This window comes from Streptomyces sp. CBMA152 (assembly GCF_014596475.1).
Lineage (GTDB): Bacteria > Actinomycetota > Actinomycetes > Streptomycetales > Streptomycetaceae > Streptomyces.
This window is the reverse complement of sequence record NZ_MECJ01000019.1, coordinates 34899-59997: the sequence shown is the minus strand read 5'-3', so window position 1 is coordinate 59997 and position 25099 is coordinate 34899. Positions and strand designations below refer to the sequence as shown.

Here is a 25099-nt window from a genome sequence, read left to right as displayed (position 1 = left end):
CGCCGTAGCGCGCAGCTAACTATACCCAACCCCGACGGCGGGCGAGACGCACCGCCGTGTGACGGTTCTCGGCGCCCAGCTTCGAGGCCGCCGAGGAGAGGTAGTTCCGGACCGTCCCCTGCGACAGTCCGGCCCGCTCGGCGATCTCCGCGACCGGCGCCCCGTCGGCCGCGAGCTCCAGGACTTCCGCCTCGCGGACGGTCAGCGGGGAGTCCCCGGCGGAGATCGCGTCGGCCGCCAACTCCGGGTCCACATAACGGTTTCCCGCATGTACGGACCTGATGATCTCCGCGAGTCCGCGCGCGCTCACCGTCTTCGGCACGAAGCCACGCACCCCGGCCGCGAGCGCCCGCTTGAGGTGGCCGGGCCGGCCGTGGCTCGTCACGATCATGGTGCGGCAGCCGGGGAGTTCGGCCCGCAGAGATGTGGCGACACTCACACCGTCCGCGCCCGGCATCTGCAGATCGAGGACCGCGACATCGGGGCGGTGCGCCCGCGCCATCGCCAGCGCCTCGGGCCCGGATGCGGCCTCGGCGACGACGGTCAGATCGTCCTCCAGGCCGAGCAGCGCGGCGAGCGCGCCCCGGATCAGATGCTCGTCGTCGGCGAGCAGGACCCGCACGGGCCGCGCGGACTCGGACGCAGGCGCGGCCCCAGCCTCAAGCCCGGCCTCCGACTCGTTCATACGGACACCTCCTCGCCCAGCTCCGCCACACTCCGCAGCGGTACGGTCACCGTCAGCCGGAAGCGGTCGCCCGGGCGGGCGGTCTCCAGCGTGCCGCCCATCGGGGCGAGCCGTTCGCGCAGGCCCGCGAGGCCCGAGCCGGGGGCGGCGGGGGCGCGGTCGGGGACGCCGTCGTTCTCGACGACGAGCGTGACCACCGCGTCGGCGGTCGCCAGCTGGATCGCACACGAGCGCGCGTTGCCGTGCCGCAGCACATTGGTGGTCGCCTCGCGCACCACCCAGCCGAGCGCCGACTGCACCCCGGCGGGCAGGCCGTCGGCCGGGCCCGAGACAGTACAGCCGATCCCGGCGGCCTCCAACACGCCCCGGGCGCCATCGAGTTCGACCGCGAGGTCCGCCTCGCGGTAGCCGCGCACCAACTCCCGTACCTCCCGCTGCGATTCGCGCGCGATGCGCTGCACCTCGACCATCTGGGCCACCGCCTCCGGGCGCCCGCGCTCGGCCAACTCCACGGCCAGCTCGCTCTTGAGGGCGATGACCGCGAGGTTGCGGCCGAGCACGTCGTGCATGTCCCGGCCGAAGCGCAGGCGTTCCTCGGCGACGGCGAGCCGCGCCTGGATGTCCTTGGCCTCCTCGGTCTGCCACATGTTGCGCAGCCCCCACGCGCCGGGCCGCACCGTCGGCAGCATCAGGGCGCCCATCGCCAGCACGATCGGCGTGGGCGCGAGGAGCGGGCCGCCCCGCACCCCCGCCGCCGCGAAGACGCCGGTCGTGAGCACCGCGTACGCCAGGCAGTGCAGCAGATACGTGCGGATCGGCACGATCAGCGCGTACGGGACCGCCACCGCGATCGGCAGGTTCATCAGCAGCAGCGGGAACACGCTCTTGGTGTCCAGGGCGGCGAGCGCCCCCGCCAGCGCCGTGCCGACGGCCAGCAGGACGGCCGGGGCCACCAGACGCCGCCGGGGGAAGTCGACGTGGCCGAGGTAGTCGTCGAACGCCGGGTCGATCAGGCGGGCGCCGAGGACGCACTGCGCGATGTTCACCACGAGCAGCGCCGCGCTCAGGGCGGTGACGCCGGTGCTGCGGGGGCCGGCCGCGATGTTCGGCAGCACGCCCCAGCTGACCAGGAAGAACCAGAGCAGCACCTTCAGCGTGGTGCGCGAGTAGAGGTCCATCTTCTGGAGCCTGCTGCGCTCCCGCCAGCGTCGCCGCCAGTCGCGCACGCGACCCATCCGCCCGAGCACCCCGTCATCTCCCCTGTTCAGCGCCGTGGCTCCCAGCGGAACCACTTCCGTACAGCAAACACGCCCAGCAGCATCCAGGCCACCGCCGTCGCCAGCAGGCCGAGCACCTTGTACGCGCTCAGGTCGCCGGTCCAGCCGCCCCGGATGAGCTCGATCACCGGGGTGAGCGGCAGGAGTTCGCAGACGCGGGCCACCGCGTCCGGCATGACGTCCAGCGGAACCACCATGCCGGAACCCGCCATCGAGGCGAGCAGCATCGGCATCACCGAGATCTGCGCGCCCTCCGCACTGCGGGTGAGGGCAGCCGTGGCCGCCGCGAGCACGACCATCAGCGCCATCCCGAGCCCGAGCCCGACGACCGCCAGCCACACCGCACGCGGCGCCCCGACGTCCATCACCGCACTGCACCCCGCCGCGAGCAGCACGCACTGAGCAAGGGCGAGCAGCACGGCGGGCAACGAGGCCCCGGCCAGAATCTCCTGATCCCGCAGCTCACCGGTCCGCAGCCGCTTGAGGACCAACTCCTCCCGGCGTACGACGAAGACGCCGACCAGCGCCGAATAGACCGCGAACAGCAGCACATAGCCGAGCGACCCGGGCAGCAGCACCGTGCCGACGCTCAGCCCGGTGCCCTTGAGGTCCATCCCGCGTACGGCTGAACTCATCGAGAAGGTGAGCATGGCGGGCAACAGGAGCGCGGTGAACAGGGCCGACTTGTTGCGGCCGAAGAGCGTGAGCTCGGCGCGGGCGAGCGCTTTCATACGGGATGCGGCGGTGCCGACGGAAGCGGATGACGAAACGTCAAAATCCGTACGTACGACGTCTGTTGTGGTCATCGGCTCGACTCCTGTTCCCGGGCGATGTGCAGGAAGGCTTCCTCCAGGGAGGCCGAGCGCACATCGAGGCCGCGCAGCTCGACCCGGCTGTCCCGGGCCCACAGCAGCAGCCCGGTGGCGGCGTGCTGGAGTTCGGTGGTCTTCAGCCGTACGGTCCGGCCCTCGCACTCGTGGCTGCTCACCCCGAGCCGGGCGAGCGGCGGGAGGTCGCCGAGGTGGTAGCCGTCGGGCAGCTCGAAGGAGATGTGGGACGGCTGGGCGGCGACCACCTCGTCGACGCGCCCGGCGGCCGCGATGCGCCCCTCGTGCAGGATCGCGAGCCGCTCGGCCAGCGCCTCGGCCTCTTCCAGATAGTGGGTGGTCAGCAGGACCGTGGTCCCCGAGTCGCGCAGGTCGCGGACGAGTTCCCAGGTGTCGTGGCGCCCCTCCGCGTCCAGGCCGGTGGTCGGCTCGTCGAGGAACAGCACCTCGGGCCGGGCCAGCAGGGCGAGCGCGAGATCGAGCCGCCGCTTCTCACCGCCGGACAACTGCTTCACACGTACGTCGGCCCGCCGGGTCAGCCCGACGAGCTCCAGCGCTTCCCCGACCGGCCGGGCGCCGGTGGTGCATCCCGCCCACATCCGTGCCGTCTCGGCCACCGTCAGCTCCGACGGGAAGCCGCCCTCCTGGAGCATGACGCCGGTGCGGGGGCGCACGGAGGCGCGCTCGGTGTACGGGTCGTGGCCGAGCACCCGTACGGTGCCGGCGCTCGGGGCGGCGAGCCCTTCGAGGAGTTCGACGGTGGAGGTCTTGCCCGCGCCGTTCGTGCCGAGCAGCGCGAAGAGCTCGCCGGGCGCCACCGAGAAGGAGATTCCGCAAACGGCCTCGAAGCCCCCGGCGTAGGTACGCCGCAGCTCCTCGACCTCGATCACATCTGCCATGCGTCCAGCGTTCCGCCGGATCGGGGCGGCGGGCAGTGCGGGCTGTCACCGCTCCTCATGACAAATGTCAGAAGGGGTTCCATCTGCCGCGCACACGAAGAAGCCCCTGGTCACAAGACCAGGGGCTTCTTTCACTGAGCGGACGACGAGATTCGAACTCGCGACCCTCACCTTGGCAAGGTGATGCTCTACCAACTGAGCCACGTCCGCATTGCTGCCGCTCGGCTCTCACCTGCGGTTGCGAACACCACTGTACCTGATCCACAACAGTGGTCGGTAAGCGATGCAGAGCGGGTGACAGGAATTGCACACTGCGCCTTCCCCCTGGAAGGGGGATGTTCTGCTACTGAACTACACCCGCACGCTCCGGTGGACCGGGCCTCTCGGCCTTGCCCCTCGGCGTGTTCCAGACTCTAGCTGATCACCCCGGGTGCAATGCAACTCGGCTGCCGGGGCCACCAGTCCGGGGCCCCGGCCCCGGACGCCGCCCGGGGCCCGGCCGGTCGTGCCGGACCCCTCGGTCAGCCTCAGCCGGCCGCGCTGAACGCCTCGTAGACCTTCTTGGGGATGCGTCCCCGGGCCGGCACCTCCATGCTGTTCGACCGGGCCCAGGCGCGGACCGCCGCCGGATCGGGGGCGACGAAGGTGTGCTTGAACGCCTTGCCGGACCTGGACTGCTTGCGTCCGGCCTTCACGTACGGCGCAAGTTCCTTACGCAGTTTCTTCGCATTGGCGAGATTGAGATCGATCTCGTAGGCCTTCCCGTCCAGGCCGAACGTGACTGTTTCCGCCGCTTCTCCGCCGTCGATGTCGTCGGAGAGCGTGACCACTACGCGCTGAGCCACGGATATCGGTTCCTTCCTACGGTTCACCGTTCCCCACGTGTCTGACGTGCGGCGATCCCGGCCTTCCGGCGGTTTTGGAGCAACGCTGTTTCTCTCGGGTTTCCCCCGAGAAACCTTTGTACAGCCGCAGGCATTGCATTGTGAAGCCCAGCCAATTGCACCAGCGTGTCCGATCGCAATGTGCGTGGACCGTTTTTCCCGGGATTTTTCCCACGTGTTGTCGGGGCCGAAACCGGAACGTGATCGGACGCACTCGATATCTACTCGCGTAGATTTTCCGGCCGGGTACTCTGAGGGAACCGCCTTCGCACCACACCACCACGGGAGTGCCAGTGGCACGCGTCGTAGTCGACGTCATGCTCAAGCCGGAGATCCTCGACCCGCAGGGACAGGCGGTGCAGCGTGCACTGCCCCGTCTCGGCTTCGAGGGGATCGCGGACGTCCGCCAGGGGAAGCGTTTCGAGCTCGATGTGGAAGGGCCCCTCGACGAGGCCGCCCTCGCCCGCATCCACGAGATGGCTGAAACGTTTCTCGCCAACACCGTCATCGAGGACTTCACCGTGAAGGTCGAGGAGTCCAAGTGACTGCTCGTATCGGCGTTGTCACCTTCCCCGGGACGCTGGACGACCGGGACAGCCTGCGCGCCGTGCGGATCGCCGGCGCCGAGCCGGTCTCGCTCTGGCACCGCGACAAGGACCTCAAGCAGGTCGACGCGGTGGTCCTGGCCGGGGGCTTCTCCTACGGCGACTACCTGCGGGCCGGAGCCATCTCCCGCTTCTCGCCGGTGATGGAGACGATCATCGAGCAGGCGAAGGCCGGCATGCCGGTCCTCGGCATCTGCAACGGCTTCCAGATCCTCACCGAGTCGCACCTGCTGCCGGGCGCCATGCTCCGCAACAACCATCTGCACTTCATCTGCCGCGAGCAGAAGCTGCGGGTGGAGACGAACGGGACCGCCTGGACGGCCGACTACACGGCCGGGCAGGAGATCGAGATCCCGCTCAAGAACATGGACGGCCGGTACGTGGCCGACGAGCGCACGCTCGACGAGCTGGAGGCGGAGGGCCGCGTCGCCTTCCGCTACCTCGACTACAACCCGAACGGCTCGCTGCGCGACATCGCGGGCATCACCAACGCCGCCGGCAACGTCGTCGGCCTGATGCCGCACCCCGAGCACGCCGTGGAGCCGCTGATCGGTACGGGCCGTACCGACGGCCTCGGATTCTTCACCTCGATCCTGAAGAAGCTGGTCAACGCATGAGCCTCGACACCGTCAAGCACGCCGCCGAGTCGCCCGACGTCGAGCAGCCCTGGAAGGAGCTCGGCCTCAAGGAGGACGAGTACGCCCGGATCCGCGAGATCCTGGGCCGCCGCCCCACCGGCGCCGAGCTCGCCATGTACTCCGTGATGTGGTCCGAGCACTGCTCGTACAAGAGCAGCAAGGTCCATCTGCGGCAGTTCGGCGAGAAGGTCCCCGAGAACGACGCGATGCTCGTCGGGATCGGCGAGAACGCGGGCGTCGTCGATGTCGGCCAGGGTTACGCGGTCACCTTCAAGGTCGAGTCGCACAACCACCCCTCGTACATCGAGCCCTACCAGGGCGCGGCCACCGGTGTCGGCGGCATCGTCCGCGACATCCTGGCGATGGGCGCGCGCCCGGTCGCGGTCGTCGACCCGCTGCGCTTCGGCGCGGCCGAGCACCCCGACACCAAGCGCGTCCTGCCGGGCGTGGTCGCGGGCATCGGCGGCTACGGCAACTGCCTCGGCCTGCCGAACATCGGCGGCGAGGTCGTCTTCGACGAGTGCTACCAGGGCAACCCGCTGGTCAACGCCGGCTGCATCGGCGTGATGAAGCACGAGGACATCCACCTCGCGAAGGCGTCCGGCCCCGGCAACAAGGTGATCCTGTACGGCGCCCGCACGGGCGGCGACGGCATCGGCGGTGTCTCGGTCCTGGCCTCGGAGACCTTCGAGTCGACGGGTCCGGCCAAGCGGCCCGCGGTCCAGGTCGGCGACCCCTTCCAGGAGAAGCTCCTCATCGAGTGCACCCTGGAGATCTTCAAGGAGAAGCTGGTCGCGGGCATCCAGGACCTGGGTGGCGCTGGCCTGTCCTGCGCGACCTCGGAGCTGGCGTCGGCGGGCTCGGGCGGCATGCGCGTGGAGCTGGACACGGTCCCGCTGCGCGACGCGACGCTCTCGCCCGAGGAAATCCTCATGAGCGAGTCGCAGGAGCGGATGTGCGCGGTCGTCGAGCCGCAGTACGTCGAGCGGTTCATGGAGATCTGCGAGAAGTGGGACGTCATCGCCACCGTCATCGGTGAGGTGACCGACGGCGAGCGGCTGGAGATCTTCTGGCACGGCGAGCAGATCGTGGACGTACCGCCGCGGACCGTGGCCCACGAGGGTCCGGTGTACGAGCGTCCGTACGCCCGTCCGTCCTGGCAGGACGCGCTCCAGGCCGACGACGCGGGCAGGCTGCCGCGGCCGTCGACGCCGGAGGAGCTCCGGGCGCAGGTCCTTCGCCTGGTCAGCTCCCCGAACCAGGCGTCCAAGTCCTGGATCACGGACCAGTACGACCGGTTCGTGCAGGGCAACACGGTGCTCGCGCAGCCCGAGGACGCGGGCATGGTCCGCATCGACGAGGAGTCGAACCTCGGGGTCGCGATGGCGACGGACGGCAACGGCCGGTACGCGAAGCTCGACCCGTACGCGGGTGCGCAGTTGGCGCTGGCGGAGGCGTACCGGAACGTGGCCGCGTCGGGCGCGAAGCCCCTGGCGATCTCGGACTGCCTGAACTTCGGTTCGCCCGAGGACCCGGACGTGATGTGGCAGTTCGCGGAGGCCACGCGTGGTCTGGCGGACGGCTGCCTCCAGCTCGGCACCCCGGTGACCGGCGGCAACGTGTCGCTCTACAACCAGACCGGTGACACCGCCATCCACCCGACGCCGGTCGTCGCGGTCCTCGGTGTGATCGACGACGTCACGCGTCGTACGCCGATCGCGTTCGCGAAGGAGGGGCAGCTGCTGTACCTCCTGGGCGACACGCGTGAGGAGTTCGGCGGCTCGGCGTGGTCCCAGGTGATCCACGACCACCTCGGCGGTCTGCCGCCCCGGGTCGACCTGGACCGGGAGAAGCTGCTCGGCGAGATCCTGATCTCGGCGTCGCGGGACGGGATGATCGACGCGGCGCACGACCTGTCGGACGGTGGGTTGGTGCAGGCCGTGGTCGAGTCCTGCCTGCGCGGCGGACACGGCGCGCGTCTTGTTGTGCCGGATGGCCTCTCCGCCTTCACCTTCCTCTTCTCCGAGTCGGCGGGCCGGGCGGTCGTGGCTGTCCCGCGCAGCGAGGAGCTCCGGTTCACGGACATGTGCGGTGCGCGGGGCCTGCCGGCTGCGCGGATCGGTGTGGTGGACGGTACGTCGGTGGAGGTCCAGGGCGAGTTCGACGTGCCGCTGGACGAGCTGCGGTCGGCCCACGAGGCCACGATCCCGTCGCTGCTGGCGTAGGCGCCCGGCGGGGTGTTGCCCCCACCCCGCCCCTTCCCTAAACCCTGCCGGGGGCTGAAACGTTCGCCTGGCCGCCGGTGGGGGCTGGTCGCGCAGTTCCCCGCGCCCCTTAAATGGGCCCTTCGGGCCCTCCTTAGGGGCGCGGGGAACTGCGTGAGCAACCCAGCACGATCCGCAGACGAAGCGCCCGGCCGCCCGCCCAGGCCACGCGGCGGAGCCGCAAATGTCACAGCCGGGAAGGGGCGGGGTGGGGGATCAAACCCCCGGTGTCCGGGACGGCAGGCGCGTTGACAGGATCGCCGCCACCACCATCACCCCCGCCGCCCCGACGAACACCACATCCATCCCCGTCGTCAGGGCCTGCAGGCCCGACGAGTGGGCCGCACCGGTCAGCGTGCGGATCGTCGACGTCGAGCCGCCGGGACCTTCCGACGCGTACACCCGGCTCAGCACCGTCCCGAACACCGCCGCCCCCAACGCGTTCCCCAGCGTCTGGAAGAAGCGGACACCGGTCGTCGCCACACCCAACTGCCGCGCCGGCGCAGCCGACTGCACGATCTGGATCAGCTGGCCGATGAGCAGGCCGAACCCCGCGCCCATGAGCAGGAGTTCACCCCGCACGGCCCACAGTGACGTGGACACGCCCGTCGTGGCGAGCAGGCCGAGGGCGACGGCCGACAGCACCGTTCCGGTCTGCACGAACGTCTTCTGCGACCAACCCCGCCCCGCCAGCCGCTCCGACCCGAAGCCGACCGCGGTCATACCGAGCGCCATGGGGATCAGATACAGCCCGGCCGACGTGGCCTCGACGCCCCGGACGACCTGGAGGTAGATCATCACGTACACCAGCGTGCCCATCATCGCCGCGCCCACGAGCCCCTGGATCACGAAGCCGAGCCGGAGCGCCGGGACCTTGAACATCGAGAGCGGCAGGATCGGTTCGGCCGCCGTGGCCTGGCGGCGCAGGAACAGCGCCAGCGTCGCCATGCTCGCCACCGCAAGCCCAACAATCATGGGCGAGGTCCACGCGTAGTCCTTGCCGCCCCACTCCGTGACCAGCAGCAACGACGTCGAGAAGGCCGCCGCGAGCACCGCGCCGAGGAAGTCGATCCGGTGGCGTACGGGTGTGACCGGGAGGCGGAGCACCACCACTGCCCCGGCCAGCACCGCGAGCCCGACCGGCAGGTTCACGTAGAAGATCCAGCGCCAGCTCGCATGGTCGGCGAGCGTGCCGCCGAGCCATGGGCCGAGCGCCATGCCCGCACCGGCCACGATCCCGCCGATGCTGCCGCCCTTGCCCCGGCCGGAGCCGCCGCCCGAGCCGTTGAGCTGGGCGAGTACGACCATCGTCACGCTCATCAGGCCACCGCCGCCGACGCCTTGCAGCGCCCGCGCCGCGATCAGCTCGCCCATGGACTGGGCGGCCCCGCACAGCGCCGAGCCGAGCAGGAACGCGCTCAGCGCGCCCACGAAGACCTTCTTCGCGCCGATCGTGTCGCACAGCTTCCCGTACAGCGGCAGTACGGCCGCCGAGGCGAGCGCGAACGAGCTGATCAGCCACGGGATCCTGTCCATGCCGTGAACCGGGTCGAGGTCGCGGACGATCGGCACGGTCGCCGCCGACACGATGTTCATATCGAGCACGGCCAGCAGGATCGTCACCAGGCAGAGGCCGAAGGCGATCCGCGTCCGCCCCTCCGACATGGCCGGTGCCGGAGCCTCAACTACGGGCGCTTCAGCCACTTTTGGCATGGGTGTGCTCAAGGTTCTGGACATGGTGATTCCCCCTCCGGGGCAGCGGGTCCTGCCGTCGTCGTGGCTCAACGATGACTCATCGATCTGTACCGAGTCAACTTTTATGCCTGACCAAATATTCATCCTGGTACATTGGCCTCATGGTGGAGACGAACGAGCAGACCGGCGGCGGCAACGGCACGGGCATGGGGCTGCGCGAGCGCAAGAAGCTCCAGACCCAGCTGCGGCTGATGGGCGTCGCCATCGAGCTCTTCACGGAACGCGGATACGACAAGGTCTCCGTCGCCGAGATCGCCGAGGCGGCCGAGGTGTCGAAGATGACCGTCTTCAACCACTTCGGGAACAAAGAGGACTTGGCGCTCCGGCCGGTGGAGGAGCACATCCACGACGCCGCCCGTACGGTGCGCGACCGCGCCCCGGGCGAGTCCGCCGTCCAGGCCATGCGCCGCCACTATCTGCGGTCCGTGGACGAGCGCGACCCCTCCATCGGGATGAGCGACACACCGCTGGTGCTCCAGCTGCTGCGGCTGATCATGGAGACGCCCGTCCTGCTCACCCGCGCCCACGCCGCCCTCGTCCGCAGCTCCGACCTGGTGGCGGAAGTGCTGGCCGAGGAGACCGGCGACCAGGTCATGGCCCGGGTCGCGGCGGCCCAGCTGATGGCTGTACGCGCGACGCTGATCAGCGAGAACTACCGACGGCTGCTCCTCGGCGACCCGGCCGACGCGATCGCCCCGGACGCCGTCCGCCTCGCGATCGAGGCCTTCGACCTCGTCGAGCACGGCCTCGGCGACTACGCGACCAAGGCCGAGGCGCCCGCTTAAGCTCTCGATCATGCCTCCGGCCAAGAAGCGCACCCGCAGCTACGACCCGGCGAAGACCCGCGCGGCGGTGCTCGCCCAGTTCGCCCACGTACGGGACGCGGTCCGCACCCTCACCCCCGACCAGCTGGCCCGGCCCACCCGGATCGACGGCAGGACGGTCCGCGACCTCGCCGCGCACGCCGCCCTGACCCTGGACACCGTCGTACGCGCCCTCGCCGAGGACGAGCCCGCCAAGCGTGAACTCGCCCTGCTGGACTGGCCGTTCGCGGATCTGACAGGCCCTCGGGAGTACGCCGCCGAGCTGCCGGATCTGGACGCGTTGTACGCCGACGTGGCCGAGCGGATCGAGGCGCGGCTCCCGGCCGCGCCGGACAGCCGGCTGGTCCCGGTCCTTCCGCGGCCGGGTGCCGTCATGACCCTCGGCGACGCCATGGTCACCCGGACCGTGGAACTCTGCGTCCGCACCGACGACTTGAACGACGCCGTGCCCGGGCTCGACATCCCGTACGACCGCCAGGCGCTCGCCGCCTGCACCCGGCTCCTCGCCGACGCGCTCGCGGCGAAGGCCCCGGGCGGCTCGGTCGAGGTCAGGGTGCCGCCGTACGCGGTGGTCCAGTGCGTCGAGGGGCCGAAACACACCCGGGGCACGCCGCCGAATGTCGTCGAGACCGACCCGCTCACCTGGCTCCGGCTCGCCACCGGCCGTACGGAATGGGCGGCGGCTCTGGATGCGGCCCAGGTGTCGGCGAGCGGCGAGCGCGCGGACCTTTCGGGACTGCTTCCGCTGATGTCCTGAGCGCGTGGCTCCAACGGAAGCGCGGGCCGCCGTCACCCCCGTACCCCCGAATTCATACGACTACGGCAAGTGACCCCGTCCCACCCGCCCCCATGGTCGAATTCGCACCCCCGAGCGAGCTCCGTCACATTCCGAAGGGGGGCAGAATCCGGCCCCGACGGGAAACCGGCAGGAAAATGCCAGGAAAACGGCCCTCCGGCCGGTTGGGCAGAAGCCACAAACCACCCGTCATCGCCTTCTCGTCCGTATCCCCAATTCGGACCAGCGATCGATCTCGCCTACACTCGGTGGCGTGCCACGTGGTGACGGACGACTCAACCACGACCTGCTCCCCGGCGAGAAGGGCCCCCAGGACGCTTGCGGCGTCTTCGGCGTCTGGGCTCCGGGTGAAGAGGTCGCCAAGCTCACTTACTTCGGGCTTTACGCCCTCCAGCATCGGGGCCAGGAATCCGCGGGAATCGCGGTCAGCAACGGCTCCCAGATCCTCGTCTTCAAGGACATGGGGCTTGTTTCCCAGGTCTTCGACGAGACCTCTCTCGGTTCCCTCCAAGGCCATATCGCGGTCGGTCACGCCCGCTACTCGACCACCGGTGCCTCCGTGTGGGAGAACGCGCAGCCGACGTTCCGGGCGACCGCCCACGGCTCGATCGCGCTCGGCCACAACGGCAACCTGGTGAACACGGCGCAGCTGGCCGAGATGGTCGCCGAGCTGCCCAAGGAGAACGGTCGCGCGACCCAGGTCGCCGCCACCAACGACACCGACCTCGTCACCGCCCTGCTCGCGGGGCAGACCGACGACGACGGCAAGCCGCTGACCGTGGAGGAGGCGGCCGCCAAGGTCCTTCCCCAGGTCCAGGGCGCCTTCTCGCTGGTCTTCATGGACGAGCAGACGCTCTACTGCGCCCGTGACCCGCAGGGCATCCGCCCGCTGGTCATCGGCCGCCTGGAGCGCGGCTGGGTGGTGGCCTCCGAGACCGCCGCCCTCGACATCTGCGGTGCCAGCTTCGTCCGCGAGATCGAGCCGGGCGAGCTCGTCGCCATCGACGAGAACGGGCTCAGGACCTCCCGATTTGCTGAAGCGAAGCCCAAGGGCTGTGTCTTCGAGTACGTCTACCTGGCCCGCCCCGACACCGACATCGCCGGGCGGAACGTCTACCTCTCGCGCGTCGAGATGGGCCGGAAACTCGCGAAGGAAGCGCCGGTCGACGCCGACCTGGTGATAGCGACTCCGGAGTCCGGCACCCCCGCCGCGATCGGCTACGCGGAGGCCAGCGGCATTCCGTACGGGTCCGGTCTGGTGAAGAACGCCTATGTCGGACGCACCTTCATCCAGCCCTCGCAGACCATCCGTCAGCTCGGTATCCGGCTCAAGCTGAACCCGCTGAAGGAAGTCATCCGGGGCAAGCGCCTGGTGGTCGTGGACGACTCGATCGTGCGCGGCAACACCCAGCGCGCGCTGGTGAAGATGCTCCGCGAGGCGGGCGCCGCCGAGGTCCACATCCGGATCTCCTCGCCGCCGGTCAAGTGGCCGTGCTTCTTCGGCATCGACTTCGCGACCCGCGCGGAGCTCATCGCCAACGGCATGACGATCGAGGAGATCGGCACGTCGCTGGGGGCCGACTCGCTCTCGTACATCTCCACGGACGCGATGATCGAGGCGACGACCATCCCCAAGGACAACCTCTGCCGCGCCTGCTTCGACGGGGTCTACCCGATGGAGCTGCCGGACCCGGAGCTGCTCGGCAAGCAGCTTCTGGAGACCGAGCTCGCGGCGGGCCCCGCCGCGACGGCGGCGGCCGACGCCCTGCGTCGCCCGTAGCGCCCGCACGAACCCTGCAGTACGACACGAAAGTTCTTCAGAGCCATGCCTGAGACCACTGGTGCCAGCTACGCAGCCGCGGGCGTCGACATCGAAGCGGGCGACCGCGCCGTCGAGTTGATGAAGGAGTGGGTGAAGAAGACGAGGCGGCCCGAGGTCCTGGGCGGCATCGGCGGCTTCGCCGGCCTCTTCGACGCCTCCGCCCTCAAGCGCTACGAGCGCCCGCTGCTCGCCTCCGCCACCGACGGCGTCGGCACGAAGGTCGACCTCGCCCGCAAGATGGGCGTGTACGACACGATCGGCCACGACCTCGTCGGCATGGTCGTCGACGACCTGGTCGTGTGCGGTGCCGAGCCGCTGTTCATGACCGACTACATCTGCGTCGGCAAGGTGCACCCCGAGCGGGTCGCCGCCATCGTCAAGGGCATCGCCGAGGGCTGTGTCCTCGCGGGCTGCGCCCTCATCGGCGGCGAGACCGCCGAACACCCGGGCCTGCTGGGCCCGGACGACTTCGATGTGGCCGGCGCCGGTACGGGCGTGGTCGAGGCGGACCGGCTGCTCGGCGCGGATCGTATCCGCACGGGTGACGTCGTCATCGCCATGGCCTCGTCCGGACTTCACTCGAACGGGTACTCACTCGTGCGGCACGTGGTCTTCGACCGGGCGAAGATGTCGCTCGACCAGCAGGTCGAGGAGTTCGGGCGGACCCTGGGCGAGGAGCTCCTGGAGCCGACCAAGATCTACTCGCTGGACTGTCTGGCCCTGACGCGCACCGCCGAGGTGCACGCCTTCAGCCACGTCACCGGCGGCGGCCTCGCCAACAACCTGGCCCGGGTCGTCCCGGACCACCTGCACGCCACGGTCGACCGCTCGACCTGGGCGCCGGGTGCGGTGTTCGACCTGGTGGGCAAGGCCGGGCAGGTCGAGCGCCTGGAGCTGGAGAAGACGCTGAACATGGGCGTCGGCATGATCGCGATCGTGCCCGAGCACTCGGTGGACGTGGCCCTGACGACGCTGGCGGACCGGGGCGTGGACGCCTGGGTCGCCGGTGCGATCACGGAGCGGGGCGCGCACACCACGGGCGCCGCGCTGACCGGCGACTACGCGAAGTAAAGCGATAAGGGGAGGGGCCGCGAGGCTCCTCCCCTTCAGCATGAACGGGGCCCTTTCCGGGCAGCACAGAACCCGGTCCGAGGCGAAGGCCCCGAACCGGGTTGATGTGTTCTCGGAGCAGCCACAACGAGAGCTGCTGCCAAAGAGGGATTCAGCGAAGTCAAGCGCCGCGGCGCTGCGACGACGGACCGGACTCTTCGTCCTCGTCCTCGTCGTCGTTCCCGTACATGTCCGCATAGCGGGCATACGGGTCGTCTTCGTCGTCCTCCAGCGGCTCCGCGTTAGGCGGTTGGCTCACTGTCGGATTCGAAGTCGATGCGCCCAGCTCGTTGGCCAGACGCGACAGGTCAGTCCCGCCGCTGCTGTACTTCAGCTGGCGGGCGACCTTGGTCTGCTTGGCCTTTGCCCGGCCGCGCCCCATGGCTCGACCCCCTCGGTGACGGGGCTCAATGACCCCAGAGTCTTGACACGCGTTCATGAGTCGGAACGGGCTCTCCGTGGAGAGACCGTGTCCGTAGGGCTTCAACGGTACCTGCTTCCGCGGCCATACGGTACGCCGCCCGCATGACGTGCCACTTCGCAGGACCCGCAAGGAGCCCTTTCCTAGCTGGTCAACCGCGATTTTAACCTCTTCTTGGCGTCCGACCCGCCGACCGGCGTGAGTCTTGTCTCGCCGGTCGGCGAATCGGCTGCCCCAAGGGGTCAGAGACCGCGCGCCTCGGCCATGCGCTGCTCGGCGATCCGGTCGGCCGCGGCGGCCGGCGGAATACCGTCTTCCTTCGCACGTGCGAATATGGCCAGCGTGGTGTCGAAGATCTTCGCGGCCTTCGCCTTGCAGCGGTCGAAGTCGAAGCCGTGCAGTTCGTCCGCGACCTGGATCACGCCACCGGCGTTCACCACGTAGTCGGGCGCGTAGAGGATCGCGCGGTCCGCGAGGTCCTTCTCGACGCCCGGGTGGGCGAGCTGGTTGTTGGCCGCGCCGCACACGATCCTCGCGGTGAGCACGGGGACGCTCTCGTCGTTCAGGGCGCCGCCGAGCGCGCAGGGGGCGTAGATGTCCAGGCCCTCCACACGGATCAGCGCGTCGGTGTCGGCGACCGAGGTGACCTTGCCCGGGTGCTTGTCGAGGATCCGGCGTACCGATTCCTCACGTACATCCGTGATGACGACCTCGGCGCCGTCCGCCACCAGGTGCTCCACCAGGTAGTGGCCCACCTTGCCGACGCCCGCGACGCCGACCTTGCGGCCGCGCAGCGTCGGGTCGCCCCACAGGTGCTGGGCGCTGGCCCGCATGCCCTGGAAGACACCGAAGGCGGTGAGCACGGAGGAGTCGCCCGCGCCGCCGTTCTCGGGGGAGCGGCCGGTCACCCACTGGCACTCGCGCGCCACGACGTCCATGTCCGCCACATAGGTGCCGACGTCGCACGCCGTCACATAACGCCCGCCCAGCGAGGCCACGCAGCGCCCGTAGGCGAGCAGCAGCTCCTCCGTCTTGATGGTGTCCGGGTCGCCGATGATGACGGCCTTGCCGCCACCGTGGTCGAGTCCGGCCATGGCGTTCTTGTACGACATGCCGCGGGAGAGGTTGAGCGCGTCGGCGACGGCCTCTTCCTCGCTCGCGTACGGGTAGAAGCGCGTACCGCCGAGGGCCGGGCCCAGAGCGGTGGAGTGGATGGCGATGACGGCCTTGAGGCCCGAGGCGCGGTCCTGGCACAGCACGACTTGTTCGTGGCCTCCCTGGTCCGAGCGGAACAGGGTGTGCAGGACGCCGTCGGTCACATCGGTCACGGTGGTGACTCCCAAGTACGAAGCGGCGGTTGGCGGCCCGCGTGCGGGTGGGGCGGGCCGTCGTCGCGGCCCGCCCGGGGCCGCGCTGGGAGCAGAGTAAGTCCTACGCGCGCGTAGATCAGGCGCAGTGCCGAGGATCACCCTCCCGTCCGCTGTGCGCGTGGGACGATTCGACCCATGGCGGTGGTGTCCTCGGTGATCGTCCCGTACGCGTCCTATCTGCGGGTGTACGAGCCGCTGGCGGCCTTCCCCGAACCCGAGCGCGGCCACTGGGCCCGGTACGCCGAGAGCGGGCGCACCCCCAGTGCCCAGGACGAACTCCGGCGCGCGCTGGCGGATCTGGTGCCGACGCCGCCGGTCGCGGTCCCGGTCCACGAGAGCGCGGACGCGTTCGTGGCCGAGGTCGACGGGGTGGTGTGCGTCTGCCCGTGGCGGACCCGGCTGCGCGGGTGGCGGGCCCTGGAGGAGCTGCCGGGGCAGTACCCGGCGCCGGTCCTGGACGCGTTGCTGCCGCCGGTGGTGCGCCGGCAGGCCGCGGCCGACTACGAGCGGTGGCGTGAGCGGAACCCGGACGCGCGGCCGTGGATCCTGACGGCGGTCTGGCATGTGCCTGTGAGCTGGTTCACAGTGTTTTCGGACGAAGAGCGGGAGTATGTCCGGGCGGAGAGCGGCGCACCCCCGGTGCTGCGCTACCGCACTCCGATGGTCCAGGCCCGCCGCCGCCTCGCGCGGGCGCTCCGCACGCTGCGCGACCACATCGACGAGGGGCCCCTGATCGAGGGCCTGGTCGAGGTGGGCCGCTGGCTGGAGGAGTTCCATCCGCGCTCGCTGGTCGAGCTCGACTACGGCGGCCTGGTGCACGCGCTGTCGGCGGACCGGCTCGCGGCGGACCGCTCGGCGGCCGACGTGGCCGAGGGGATCGCCGCGCTGCGGGCCGGGGACGGGGCGGGGGCGGCCGAGGCGTACGAGCGCTTCACGGAGCGCTGGCGGGCCGTCAGGGACCGCCGGCTCGCGAACTGAGGGCGAACGTGCGCCGTGCGCGGCGGGTGTTGTCCCCGTCCGGGTGAGTCTTTCGTACGTATGCGCCGGGACGTAGGTCCTGATCCGGGCCTTTGCCCCAAGCGTGACGGACCGCACTTACTGGGCCCTTGCGTCCATCCCCCACCCTCGTGCCAAAATAGGACAAGGAGTCCGGGGAGGGCTCCTTCCGTCCAACTACGGGCGGATTGCTTGGTATTGCACGCTATGGGGGGTCTGATGACTCCTGATCGCTCTGTGACTGATCGTCACTGTGGCGTGACTGTCCGCTATGGCATGGTCCATCGGCTTCCGTCGCTGATGAACACCTGGGAGGGCAATTCCATCGGTTTGGCCGACGTGGCTGGACAGATGGTGTAGTTGTAGTGCCGAGGACAAGCCGTTCGTCCTATAACCGACTCGGCTCGCGTCCGCCATTTCGGGCAACGCGGGTCAAGGTGCAGAATTTAGAGGAAAGAACCGAGAAGGTTCGGTTCTCCCGAGGAGGCCGCTCATGACCGCTCGCACCCCTGATGCCGAGCCGCTGCTGACCCCGGCTGAGGTTGCCACGATGTTCCGCGTGGACCCGAAGACGGTCACCCGCTGGGCGAAGGCGGGCAAGCTCACGTCCATCCGCACGCTGGGTGGACACCGCCGGTACCGCGAAGCAGAGGTCCGTGCGCTGCTCGCGGGTATTCCGCAGCAGCGTAGCGAGGCCTGAACAACACCCCGATAACGGGCATTCCGGGGCCCCCACCCCGGCAGCCCACCTTTAGCTCCACTGACGCAGGCCTGCCCCAACGGGCTCACCGTCATTGATCGCGCTGGACTCCGCCGGGTCCAGCGCGATCTTTTTTATGCCCTGATCCGGCCCGATCCGGGTGGTACGCGGGGGCTTGCGGGGGTACTCGCCGGGGTCCCCGGCGCACCTCTCAATGGGTGGTGCAATTGCACATATTAAATTGGGGGGTTGTAGGTGCGGCGTAAGTTCCCCGGTTCCCAAAACTTGTTCGGTGACTCCCGTCACACTGCCGGAGCGCCGCTGGAACCTCGCCGGAGCCGCCGCCCGGGGCCCCGCCTTCGCACCGCGAGCCTCATCTGCCCCGCCGTACGTCTCCCTTGTAGAGAGCCTGCCACCGCCGAGGGCGTCGCCAACCCGCCAATGGTCACCGCTCGGCGGGACTTTCGTCCTCGGGGCGCACGGGTGCGGGATCGGGTGCGGGGGGCTCCAGGGCGGCCTCCAAGGAGGCCTCCAGGGCCGACTCCAGAGCGGAGGGCTCCATCGCGAGCCGCAGCAGCTTGCGGCAGACCGGGCAGCGGCCCGTGTGGTGCCGATAGCCGCTCGCGGCCGACAGATGGGCGCGCAGCAGCGCCCTGGTCTCGTGCCTCGCGGACGACGCCGTCATGCGCCACCTCCGGACTGGGCCCGCAGCTTCTTCTCTGGGTACCGGTGGCAGGTGACGCCGTCAAGACGGCGGGAGGGAAGCAGACCTGGACCCGAACACGAAGTAGGCCCGGATCCAGGGGATCCGGGCCTACTTCCTACTGCGGTCCTGACGGGATTTGCTGTGTCTTTTTTGCGGCTCCGCCGCAGGGCGCGGCCTCGGCGGCCCATAGCACCGGAGCCCGCATCCGGTGAGGATGCGGGCTCCGACTTCACTGCGGTCCTGACGGGATTTGAACCCGCGGCCTCCACCTTGACAGGGTGGCGAGCACTCCAAACTGCTCCACAGGACCAGGTTTCGCGGCCGTTTTTCTTCGTTGGCTGCGAGAGAGACTGTACAGCAGGTCAGAGGGTCCGGTCGAACTCACTCACAGCGATACGGACCTCACGGCGGACGTCACGGCGCCGCCGCGTCGATCGCCTTCACGATCCGCTTGTCGGAGACCGGGAACGCGGTGCCGAGCGCGTGCGCGAAGTAGCTCACCCGCAGCTCCTCGATCATCCAGCGGATGTCCAGGACCTCCTGCGGAACGGGCCGCCCCTGCGGCATCTGCTCAAGCAGCCACGCGTACTCGTCCTGCATCTCGTGGACCTTCTCCATGCGCGTGGTGTCGCGCTGCACAGAGGTCGGCATCTGCTGGAGGCGCCGGTCCACCGCGACCAGATAGCGCATCAGGTCCGGCAGTCGGCGCAGCCCCGTCGCGGTGACGAAGCCGGCCGGCATCAGGGCCGCCAGCTGCTCCCGTACGTCCTGGAGGTTGTTGATCAGGACCAGGCTGTTCGTGGCCTTCAAGCGGCGCTCACAGGCCTGCCAGGCGGCCAGGATCTGCTGCACCTGCCCGACCGTGCGCACGGTCGTGTCGACGAGGTCGGCGCGCACCTTGTCGAAGAGCTTGCGGAACGACTCCTCGTCCCACACCGGCCCGCCGTGCTCGGCGATCAGCCGGTCGGCCGCGGCCATCGCGCAGTCGTCGAAGAGCGCCTGGATCGAGCCGTGCGGATTGCGGGACAGGGCGAGCTTCTGCTGGTTGGTCAGCTTGTCCGAGGCGAACTTCGCCGGGTTCACCGGGATGTTCAGCATGATCAGCTTCCGGGTGCCGCGCCACATCGCCTGGCGCTGCTCGGCCTCGGTGTCGAAGAGGCGTACGGAAACGGTCTCGCCGGAGTCGACGAGCGCCGGGTACGCCTTCACCGGCTGGCCCGCGCGCTTGGTCTCGAAGACCTTCGTCAGGGTGCCGATCGTCCAGTCCGTGAGGCCCGTGCGCTCGATGGAGACCCCGCCGGACGGGGCGGCGGCCGCGGCGGCCTGGGAGAGGGCCTGACGGGCCTTGGGGCGCAGCTGGAGCTTGAGGGCCTCCAGGTCCTTGTCCTCGGCCAGCTTGCGGCGGCGCTCGTCGACGATCCGGAAGGTGATCTTCAAGTGGTCGGGGACGCGCGTCAGATCGAAGTCGTCGGCCGTGACCGGGACCCCGACCATCCGCTGGAGCTCGCGCGCCAGCGTCGTCGGCAGCGGCTCCTGCAACGGCACCGCCCGCTCCAGGAACTTCGTCGCGAAGTTCGGCGCGGGGACGTAGTGGCGGCGGATCGGCTTGGGCAGCGAGCGGATCAGCTCGGTCACCACTTCCTGGCGCAGGCCGGGGATCTGCCAGTCGAAGCCCTCGTCCGTGACCTGGTTGAGCACCTGGAGCGGGATGTGGACGGTCACACCGTCCGCGTCCGCGCCCGGCTCGAACTGGTACGTCACCCGGAACTTGAGCCGGTCCTGGCGCCAGGAGTCGGGGTAGTCGTCCTTGGTGACGGTGAGCGCCGACTCCCGGATGAGCATCTCCCGCTCGAAGTCCAGGAGTTCGGGCTCCTCATGGCGCTTGTGCTTCCACCAGGAGTCGAAGTGGGCGCCGGAGACGACGTGTTCGGGCACGCGCTGGTCGTAGAAGTCGAACAGCGTCTCGTCGTCGACCAGGATGTCGCGGCGGCGCGCCCGGTGCTCCAACTCCTCGACCTCGGTGAGGAGTTTGCGGTTGTCGGCGAAGAACTTGTGGTGCGTACGCCAGTCGCCCTCGACCAGCGCGTTGCGGATGAACAGCTCGCGCGAGGCCTCCGGGTCGATACGGCCGTAGTTGACCTTGCGGTTGGCGACGATCGGCACGCCGTAGAGCGTGACCCTCTCGTACGCCATCACCGCGGCCTGGTCCTTCTCCCAGTGCGGCTCGCTGTAGGTGCGCTTGAGCAGATGCTGCGCGATGGGCTCGATCCACTCGGGCTCGATCTTCGCGTTCACCCGCGCCCACAGCCGGGACGTCTCCACCAGCTCGGCCGACATGACGACCTTGGGCTGCTTCTTGAAGAGCGCCGAGCCCGGGAAGATCGCGAACTTGGCGCTGCGGGCGCCCAGGTACTCGTTCTTGTCGGTGTCCTTCAGGCCGATGTGCGAGAGCAGACCGGCGAGCAGCGAGACATGGACGTGCTGCTCGGGGGCGTCGTCCTCGTTCAGGTGGATGCCCATGGTCTTCGCGACCGTGCGCAGCTGGGAGTAGATGTCCTGCCACTCGCGGATGCGCAGGAAGTTCAGGTACTCCTGCTTGCACATCCGGCGGAAGCTGGAGGAGCCGCGCTCCTTCTGCTGCTCGCGGACGTAGCGCCACAGGTTGAGGAAGGCGAGGAAGTCGCTGGTCTCGTCCTTGAAGCGGGCGTGCTGCTGGTCGGCCTGCGTCTGCTTGTCGGAGGGCCGCTCGCGCGGGTCCTGGATGGAGAGCGCGGCCGCGATCACCATGACCTCGCGTACGCAGCCGTTCTTGTCGGCCTCGATGACCATCCGGGCCAGGCGCGGGTCGACGGGCAGCTGGGCGAGCTTGCGGCCCATCTGCGTCAGCCGCTTCTTCGGATCCTTCTCCGCCGGGTCGAGCGCGCCCAGCTCCTGGAGCAGCTGCACGCCGTCGCGGATGTTGCGGTGGTCCGGCGGGTCGATGAAGGGGAACTTCTCGATGTCGCCGAGCCCGGCGGCGGTCATCTGGAGGATGACGGAGGCCAGGTTCGTCCGCAGGATCTCCGCGTCCGTGAACTCCGGCCGGGTGACGAAGTCGTCCTCGGAGTAGAGCCGGATGCAGACACCGTCGCTCGTACGACCGCAGCGGCCCTTGCGCTGGTTGGCGCTGGCCTGCGAGATGGCCTCGATCGGCAGGCGCTGCACCTTGGTGCGATGGCTGTAGCGGGAGATCCGGGCGGTGCCCGGGTCGATCACGTACTTGATGCCCGGCACGGTCAGCGAGGTCTCGGCGACGTTGGTCGCGAGAACGATCCTGCGGCCCGTGTGCTGCTGGAACACGCGGTGCTGCTCGGCGTGCGACAGACGCGCGTACAGGGGGAGTACTTCCGTGAACCGGAGGTTCTTCTTGTTGAGCGCGTCCGCCGTGTCGCGGATCTCGCGCTCGCCGGAGAGGAAGACCAGGATGTCGCCGGGGCCCTCGGACTGGAGCTCGTCGACGGCGTCGCAGATCGCGGTGATCTGGTCCCGGTCGGCGTCCTGACTGTCGTCTTCGAGCAGCGGGCGGTAGCGGACCTCGACCGGATACGTACGGCCGCTGACCTCGACGATCGGCGCGTCCCCGAAGTGGCGCGAGAAGCGCTCGGGGTCGATGGTCGCCGAGGTGATGACGACCTTCAGGTCCGGCCGCTTCGGCAGCAGCTGGGCCAGATAGCCGAGCAGGAAGTCGATGTTGAGGGACCGCTCGTGGGCCTCGTCGATGATGATCGTGTCGTACGCGCGCAGCTCGCGGTCCGTCTGGATCTCGGCGAGCAGGATGCCGTCCGTCATCAGCTTCACGAAGGTCGCGTCCTGGTCGACCTGGTCGGTGAACCGGACCTTCCAGCCGACCGCCTCGCCCAGCGGGGTCTTCAGCTCCTCCGCGATCCGGTCGGCCACCGTGCGGGCCGCGATCCGGCGGGGCTGGGTGTGCCCGATCATCCCGCGCACACCCCGGCCCAGCTCCATACAGATCTTGGGGATCTGCGTGGTCTTGCCGGACCCGGTCTCGCCCGCGACGATCACGACCTGGTGGTCCCGTATCGCCTGAAGGATGTCGTCCTTCTTCTGGCTGACCGGGAGCTGTTCCGGGTACGTGACCTCGGGCATGCGGGAGGCCCGCCGGGCGACGCGCTCGGCGGACTTGGCGGCCTCGGCCCCGATCTCGTCGAGGACGGCCTGCCGGGCCTCGGGCTTCTTGATACGGCGGGCGCCGTCCAGACGGCGGCCGAGCCGGTGGGCGTCGCGCAGCGAGATCTCGGCCAGCAGGGTCTGGAGATCGGCGAAGGAAGTAGACATACCTGATTCAGGATCTCACCCGGCGCGCGGCAGTGGCGAACGCATTTCGGAAGGTGCCCGCCACGCCCGTACCATTTCGGGCATGCCCCGCACCCACGCCCCACGTCGCCGCCTCGCGGCCGTGCTGCTGATGGTGCTCGGGGTGGTGGCGGTGCTGCTGTGCGGGCCGTCCCCGGCGGCGGTCGCCGACGCGCCGCGCACCCATGCGCCGATGGCGCAGGCGGCGCAGCCCAGCGACAGCTCGCCCGGTTGCAAGCAGAGTGGCAAGCACGACGGCGGCGAGCCCGCCGCCCCGGTGCGGGCCCGGACCGCGTACGACCAGGCCCCGGCGCTGGGGGAGCGGTTCGCCCCGGCCGCCTTCGCCGCGCAGGCCGCGGAGCACCGGATTCCGCCGGTGCGCGGCCCCACGCTCGCCGCGCCCACACCCGTCGAGCTCTCCGTACTGAGGGTCTAGGCGGCCGGTCACCACGACCGGCCGTCCCTTTCCGCTTCCCTCTCGCAGTACGTACACGGAGACCCGTATGTCCAAGTCCCAGGGCACCCCTGCGCCCAAGTCCACGTCCAAGCCGTCTCAGAAGTCCAAGACCGCCCAGAAGTCCAAGAAGCCGTCGCGCAAGCCGTTCGTGATCGGGGCGGTCGTGGTGGCGGCCGCCGTCGTCCTCGGTGTCGCCTCGTACCGGGCGTCGGACTCCGGCTCGGCGAAGAAGAACGACGCCTCGGCCACCGCCGCCGAGGCCCCCGAGGGCACCTTCCCCGAGCTGGAGAAGCTGGCCCGGCGGGACGCCAAGGACCCGCTCGCCCAGGGCCGGGCCGACGCCCCGGTCGTGATGATCGAGTACGCCGACTTCAAGTGCTCGTACTGCGGGAAGTTCGCCCGGGACACCGAGCCGGAGCTGGTGAAGAAATACGTCGGGGACGGCACCCTGCGCGTGGAGTGGCGCAACATGCCGATCTTCGGTGCCCAGTCGGAGGCGGCGGCGCGCGCGGCCTGGGCGGCCGGGCAGCAGGGCAGGTTCTGGCAGTTCCACGCGGCCGCGTACGCCAAGGGCGCCAAGGAGAAGGGCTTCGGCGCCGACCGGCTGCGCGAGCTGGCGAAGGAGGCGGGCGTCGCCGACCTGGACCGTTTCGTACGGGACGCGGACAGCGACGCGGCGAAGGCCTCGGTGAAGAAGGACCAGGACGAGGCGTACGCGCTGGGCGCGAGCTCGACCCCGTCCTTCGTGATCAACGGACGCCCGCTGGCGGGCGCGCAGCCGCTGGACACGTTCGCGCAGGCCATTGACGAGGCCGCGAAGTACAAGGCCGCGCAGACCGCCGGGCCGAAGGCGGCGGGGAAGTGACCCCGGACATCGGCTATCTGGCGGCGTTCCTGGGCGGGCTGCTCGCCCTGCTCAGCCCGTGCAGCGCCCTGCTGCTCCCGGCGTTCTTCGCGTACTCGATCAACTCGACGTCCCGCCTGCTGGCCCGCACCGGCATCTTCTACGCGGGCCTGGCGACCACCCTGGTCCCGCTGGGCGCGGCGGGCTCGTACGCGGGTCGGCTCTTCTACGGCCACCGCGACCAGCTGGTCCTCTTCGGCGGCTGGCTGATCATCGCGCTCGGCGTCGCCCAGATCCTCGGCATGGGCTTCGCCAGCCGCAAGATGACGGAGCTGTCGGGCCGCATCCGCCCGACGACGGCCGTCTCGGTGTACGCGCTGGGCGCGGTCTACGGCCTGGCCGGCTTCTGCGCCGGGCCCATCCTCGGCAGCGTCCTGACGGTGGCGGCGGTGAGCGGCAGCCCGGCGTACGGCGGTCTGCTGCTCGCGGTGTACGCGCTCGGCATGGCGGCTCCGCTGTTCCTGCTCGCGCTGCTCTGGGAGCGGTTCGGGCTCGGCAGGCGGCGCTGGCTGCGCGGGAAGGTGATCAGGCTCGGCCGCTTCGAGCTGCACACCACCTCGCTGCTCTCGGGTCTGTTCTTCATCGCCCTGGGCGGCCTGTTCCTCGCGTACGACGGGGCGACGGCGCTGCCCGGGCTGCTGAACGTGGACGACTCGTACGCGGCCGAGAAGTGGGCCCGCTCGTTCGGCGACGCGGTCCCGGACTGGGCGCTGCTGGTGGCCGTGGTGGCGGTGGTCGCGCTGGTCCTCGGCGTACGCGGCTGGCGCGCGCGGGAGCAGGAGACGGAGAGCGAGTGAGAACGAGGA

The 25099-nt window shown here is 69.8% G+C and carries 22 protein-coding genes and 3 tRNA genes; 12 read left to right on the top strand and 13 right to left on the bottom strand.

Features of this window, described 5'->3' with window-relative positions:
* Positions 1-19: 19 nt before the first annotated feature.
* The 7 genes from BG418_RS18040 to BG418_RS18010 all read right to left on the bottom strand — a co-directional run bounded on the left by BG418_RS18040 (position 20) and on the right by BG418_RS18010 (position 4533).
* Positions 20-685, bottom strand: a complete 666-nt coding sequence (locus BG418_RS18040) for a response regulator transcription factor (protein WP_188274935.1) — start codon at positions 683-685, stop codon at positions 20-22.
* Complete coding sequence (locus tag BG418_RS18035) at positions 682-1920, bottom strand: sensor histidine kinase (RefSeq protein WP_188274934.1); 1239 nt, start codon at positions 1918-1920, stop codon at positions 682-684. The genes BG418_RS18040 and BG418_RS18035 overlap by 4 nt, the downstream gene beginning before the upstream one ends.
* A gap of 29 nt (positions 1921-1949) precedes the next feature.
* Positions 1950-2768, bottom strand: a complete 819-nt coding sequence (locus BG418_RS18030) for an ABC transporter permease (RefSeq protein ID WP_188274933.1) — start codon at positions 2766-2768, stop codon at positions 1950-1952.
* On the bottom strand, positions 2765-3688 hold the full coding sequence (locus tag BG418_RS18025; RefSeq protein WP_188274932.1) for an ABC transporter ATP-binding protein: 924 nt from the start codon (positions 3686-3688) through the stop codon (positions 2765-2767). Before BG418_RS18025 ends, BG418_RS18030 begins: the two co-directional genes overlap by 4 nt.
* 137 nt (positions 3689-3825) lie before the next feature.
* Positions 3826-3898, bottom strand: a tRNA-Gly gene (locus BG418_RS18020).
* Between the two features lie 79 nt (positions 3899-3977).
* Positions 3978-4049 (bottom strand) — tRNA-Gly (locus BG418_RS18015).
* 166 nt (positions 4050-4215) lie between these two features.
* Positions 4216-4533: an Lsr2 family protein gene (locus BG418_RS18010; RefSeq protein WP_188274931.1), complete on the bottom strand. Its 318-nt coding sequence runs from the start codon at positions 4531-4533 to the stop codon at positions 4216-4218.
* A gap of 332 nt (positions 4534-4865) precedes the next feature.
* Here BG418_RS18010 and purS point away from each other — a divergent pair, with 332 nt between their 5' ends.
* From purS to purL, 3 genes are read left to right on the top strand one after another with little or no spacing between them, the layout of a single operon-like run.
* The gene (gene purS, locus BG418_RS18005) at positions 4866-5117 is read left to right on the top strand and encodes a phosphoribosylformylglycinamidine synthase subunit PurS (protein WP_067162360.1); all 252 of its coding nucleotides are present in this window, start codon (positions 4866-4868) and stop codon (positions 5115-5117) included.
* A complete protein-coding gene (gene purQ, locus BG418_RS18000) occupies positions 5114-5794 on the top strand; it encodes a phosphoribosylformylglycinamidine synthase subunit PurQ (protein WP_188274930.1) in 681 nt (226 codons plus the stop codon). The genes purS and purQ overlap by 4 nt, the downstream gene beginning before the upstream one ends.
* The gene (gene purL / locus BG418_RS17995; RefSeq protein WP_188274929.1) at positions 5791-8040 is read left to right on the top strand and encodes a phosphoribosylformylglycinamidine synthase subunit PurL; all 2250 of its coding nucleotides are present in this window, start codon (positions 5791-5793) and stop codon (positions 8038-8040) included. The genes purQ and purL overlap by 4 nt, the downstream gene beginning before the upstream one ends.
* A gap of 255 nt (positions 8041-8295) precedes the next feature.
* On the opposite strand, the gene BG418_RS17990 is transcribed toward purL, so the two are convergent.
* Positions 8296-9744, bottom strand: coding sequence for an MFS transporter (locus BG418_RS17990; protein WP_188274928.1), 1449 nt, complete (start codon positions 9742-9744; stop codon positions 8296-8298).
* Between the two features lie 191 nt (positions 9745-9935).
* On the opposite strand from BG418_RS17990, the gene BG418_RS17985 reads away from it, so the two are divergent.
* The 4 genes from BG418_RS17985 (at position 9936) to purM (ending at position 14347) form a co-directional block, all read left to right on the top strand.
* Positions 9936-10619, top strand: coding sequence for a TetR/AcrR family transcriptional regulator (locus tag BG418_RS17985; RefSeq protein ID WP_188274927.1), 684 nt, complete (start codon positions 9936-9938; stop codon positions 10617-10619).
* Positions 10620-10629: 10 nt separating this feature from the next.
* On the top strand, positions 10630-11415 hold the full coding sequence (locus BG418_RS17980) for a maleylpyruvate isomerase family mycothiol-dependent enzyme (protein ID WP_188274926.1): 786 nt from the start codon (positions 10630-10632) through the stop codon (positions 11413-11415).
* 292 nt (positions 11416-11707) lie between these two features.
* Positions 11708-13234, top strand: a complete 1527-nt coding sequence (gene purF, locus BG418_RS17975) for an amidophosphoribosyltransferase (protein ID WP_188274925.1) — start codon at positions 11708-11710, stop codon at positions 13232-13234.
* Between the two features lie 45 nt (positions 13235-13279).
* Entirely contained in the window at positions 13280-14347 is a 1068-nt protein-coding gene (gene purM, locus BG418_RS17970; protein WP_188274924.1) for a phosphoribosylformylglycinamidine cyclo-ligase, read from the top strand.
* 160 nt (positions 14348-14507) lie between these two features.
* Here purM and BG418_RS17965 read toward each other — a convergent pair whose 3' ends face one another.
* Both BG418_RS17965 and BG418_RS17960 read right to left on the bottom strand, forming a co-directional pair.
* Entirely contained in the window at positions 14508-14768 is a 261-nt protein-coding gene (locus BG418_RS17965; RefSeq protein WP_188274923.1) for a DUF3073 domain-containing protein, read from the bottom strand.
* A gap of 281 nt (positions 14769-15049) precedes the next feature.
* On the bottom strand, positions 15050-16135 hold the full coding sequence (locus BG418_RS17960) for an amino acid dehydrogenase (protein WP_188274922.1): 1086 nt from the start codon (positions 16133-16135) through the stop codon (positions 15050-15052).
* Between the two features lie 177 nt (positions 16136-16312).
* On the opposite strand from BG418_RS17960, the gene BG418_RS17955 reads away from it, so the two are divergent.
* Positions 16313-17155 carry a hypothetical protein gene (locus tag BG418_RS17955; RefSeq protein WP_188274921.1) on the top strand — a complete coding sequence of 281 codons (843 nt, stop codon included), beginning with the start codon at positions 16313-16315 and terminating at the stop codon, positions 17153-17155.
* Positions 17156-17666: 511 nt separating this feature from the next.
* Complete coding sequence (gene bldC, locus BG418_RS17950; protein ID WP_003949541.1) at positions 17667-17873, top strand: developmental transcriptional regulator BldC; 207 nt, start codon at positions 17667-17669, stop codon at positions 17871-17873.
* Positions 17874-18318: 445 nt separating this feature from the next.
* Here the strand turns inward: bldC and BG418_RS17945 are convergent, their stop codons facing one another.
* The 3 genes from BG418_RS17945 to hrpA all read right to left on the bottom strand — a co-directional run bounded on the left by BG418_RS17945 (position 18319) and on the right by hrpA (position 22914).
* Positions 18319-18558: a DUF6274 family protein gene (locus BG418_RS17945; protein WP_188274920.1), complete on the bottom strand. Its 240-nt coding sequence runs from the start codon at positions 18556-18558 to the stop codon at positions 18319-18321.
* Positions 18559-18814: 256 nt separating this feature from the next.
* Positions 18815-18889 (bottom strand) — tRNA-Asp (locus tag BG418_RS17940).
* Positions 18890-18993: 104 nt separating this feature from the next.
* On the bottom strand, positions 18994-22914 hold the full coding sequence (gene hrpA / locus BG418_RS17935) for an ATP-dependent RNA helicase HrpA (RefSeq protein ID WP_188274919.1): 3921 nt from the start codon (positions 22912-22914) through the stop codon (positions 18994-18996).
* A gap of 82 nt (positions 22915-22996) precedes the next feature.
* Here hrpA and BG418_RS17930 point away from each other — a divergent pair, with 82 nt between their 5' ends.
* The 3 genes from BG418_RS17930 to BG418_RS17920 all read left to right on the top strand — a co-directional run bounded on the left by BG418_RS17930 (position 22997) and on the right by BG418_RS17920 (position 25090).
* Positions 22997-23368, top strand: a complete 372-nt coding sequence (locus BG418_RS17930; protein WP_223185024.1) for a hypothetical protein — start codon at positions 22997-22999, stop codon at positions 23366-23368.
* A 67-nt stretch (positions 23369-23435) separates the two neighbouring features.
* A complete protein-coding gene (locus BG418_RS17925) occupies positions 23436-24254 on the top strand; it encodes a thioredoxin domain-containing protein (RefSeq protein WP_188274918.1) in 819 nt (272 codons plus the stop codon).
* Complete coding sequence (locus tag BG418_RS17920; protein ID WP_188274917.1) at positions 24251-25090, top strand: cytochrome c biogenesis CcdA family protein; 840 nt, start codon at positions 24251-24253, stop codon at positions 25088-25090. The genes BG418_RS17925 and BG418_RS17920 overlap by 4 nt, the downstream gene beginning before the upstream one ends.
* The last annotated feature ends 9 nt before the right edge of the window (positions 25091-25099 follow it).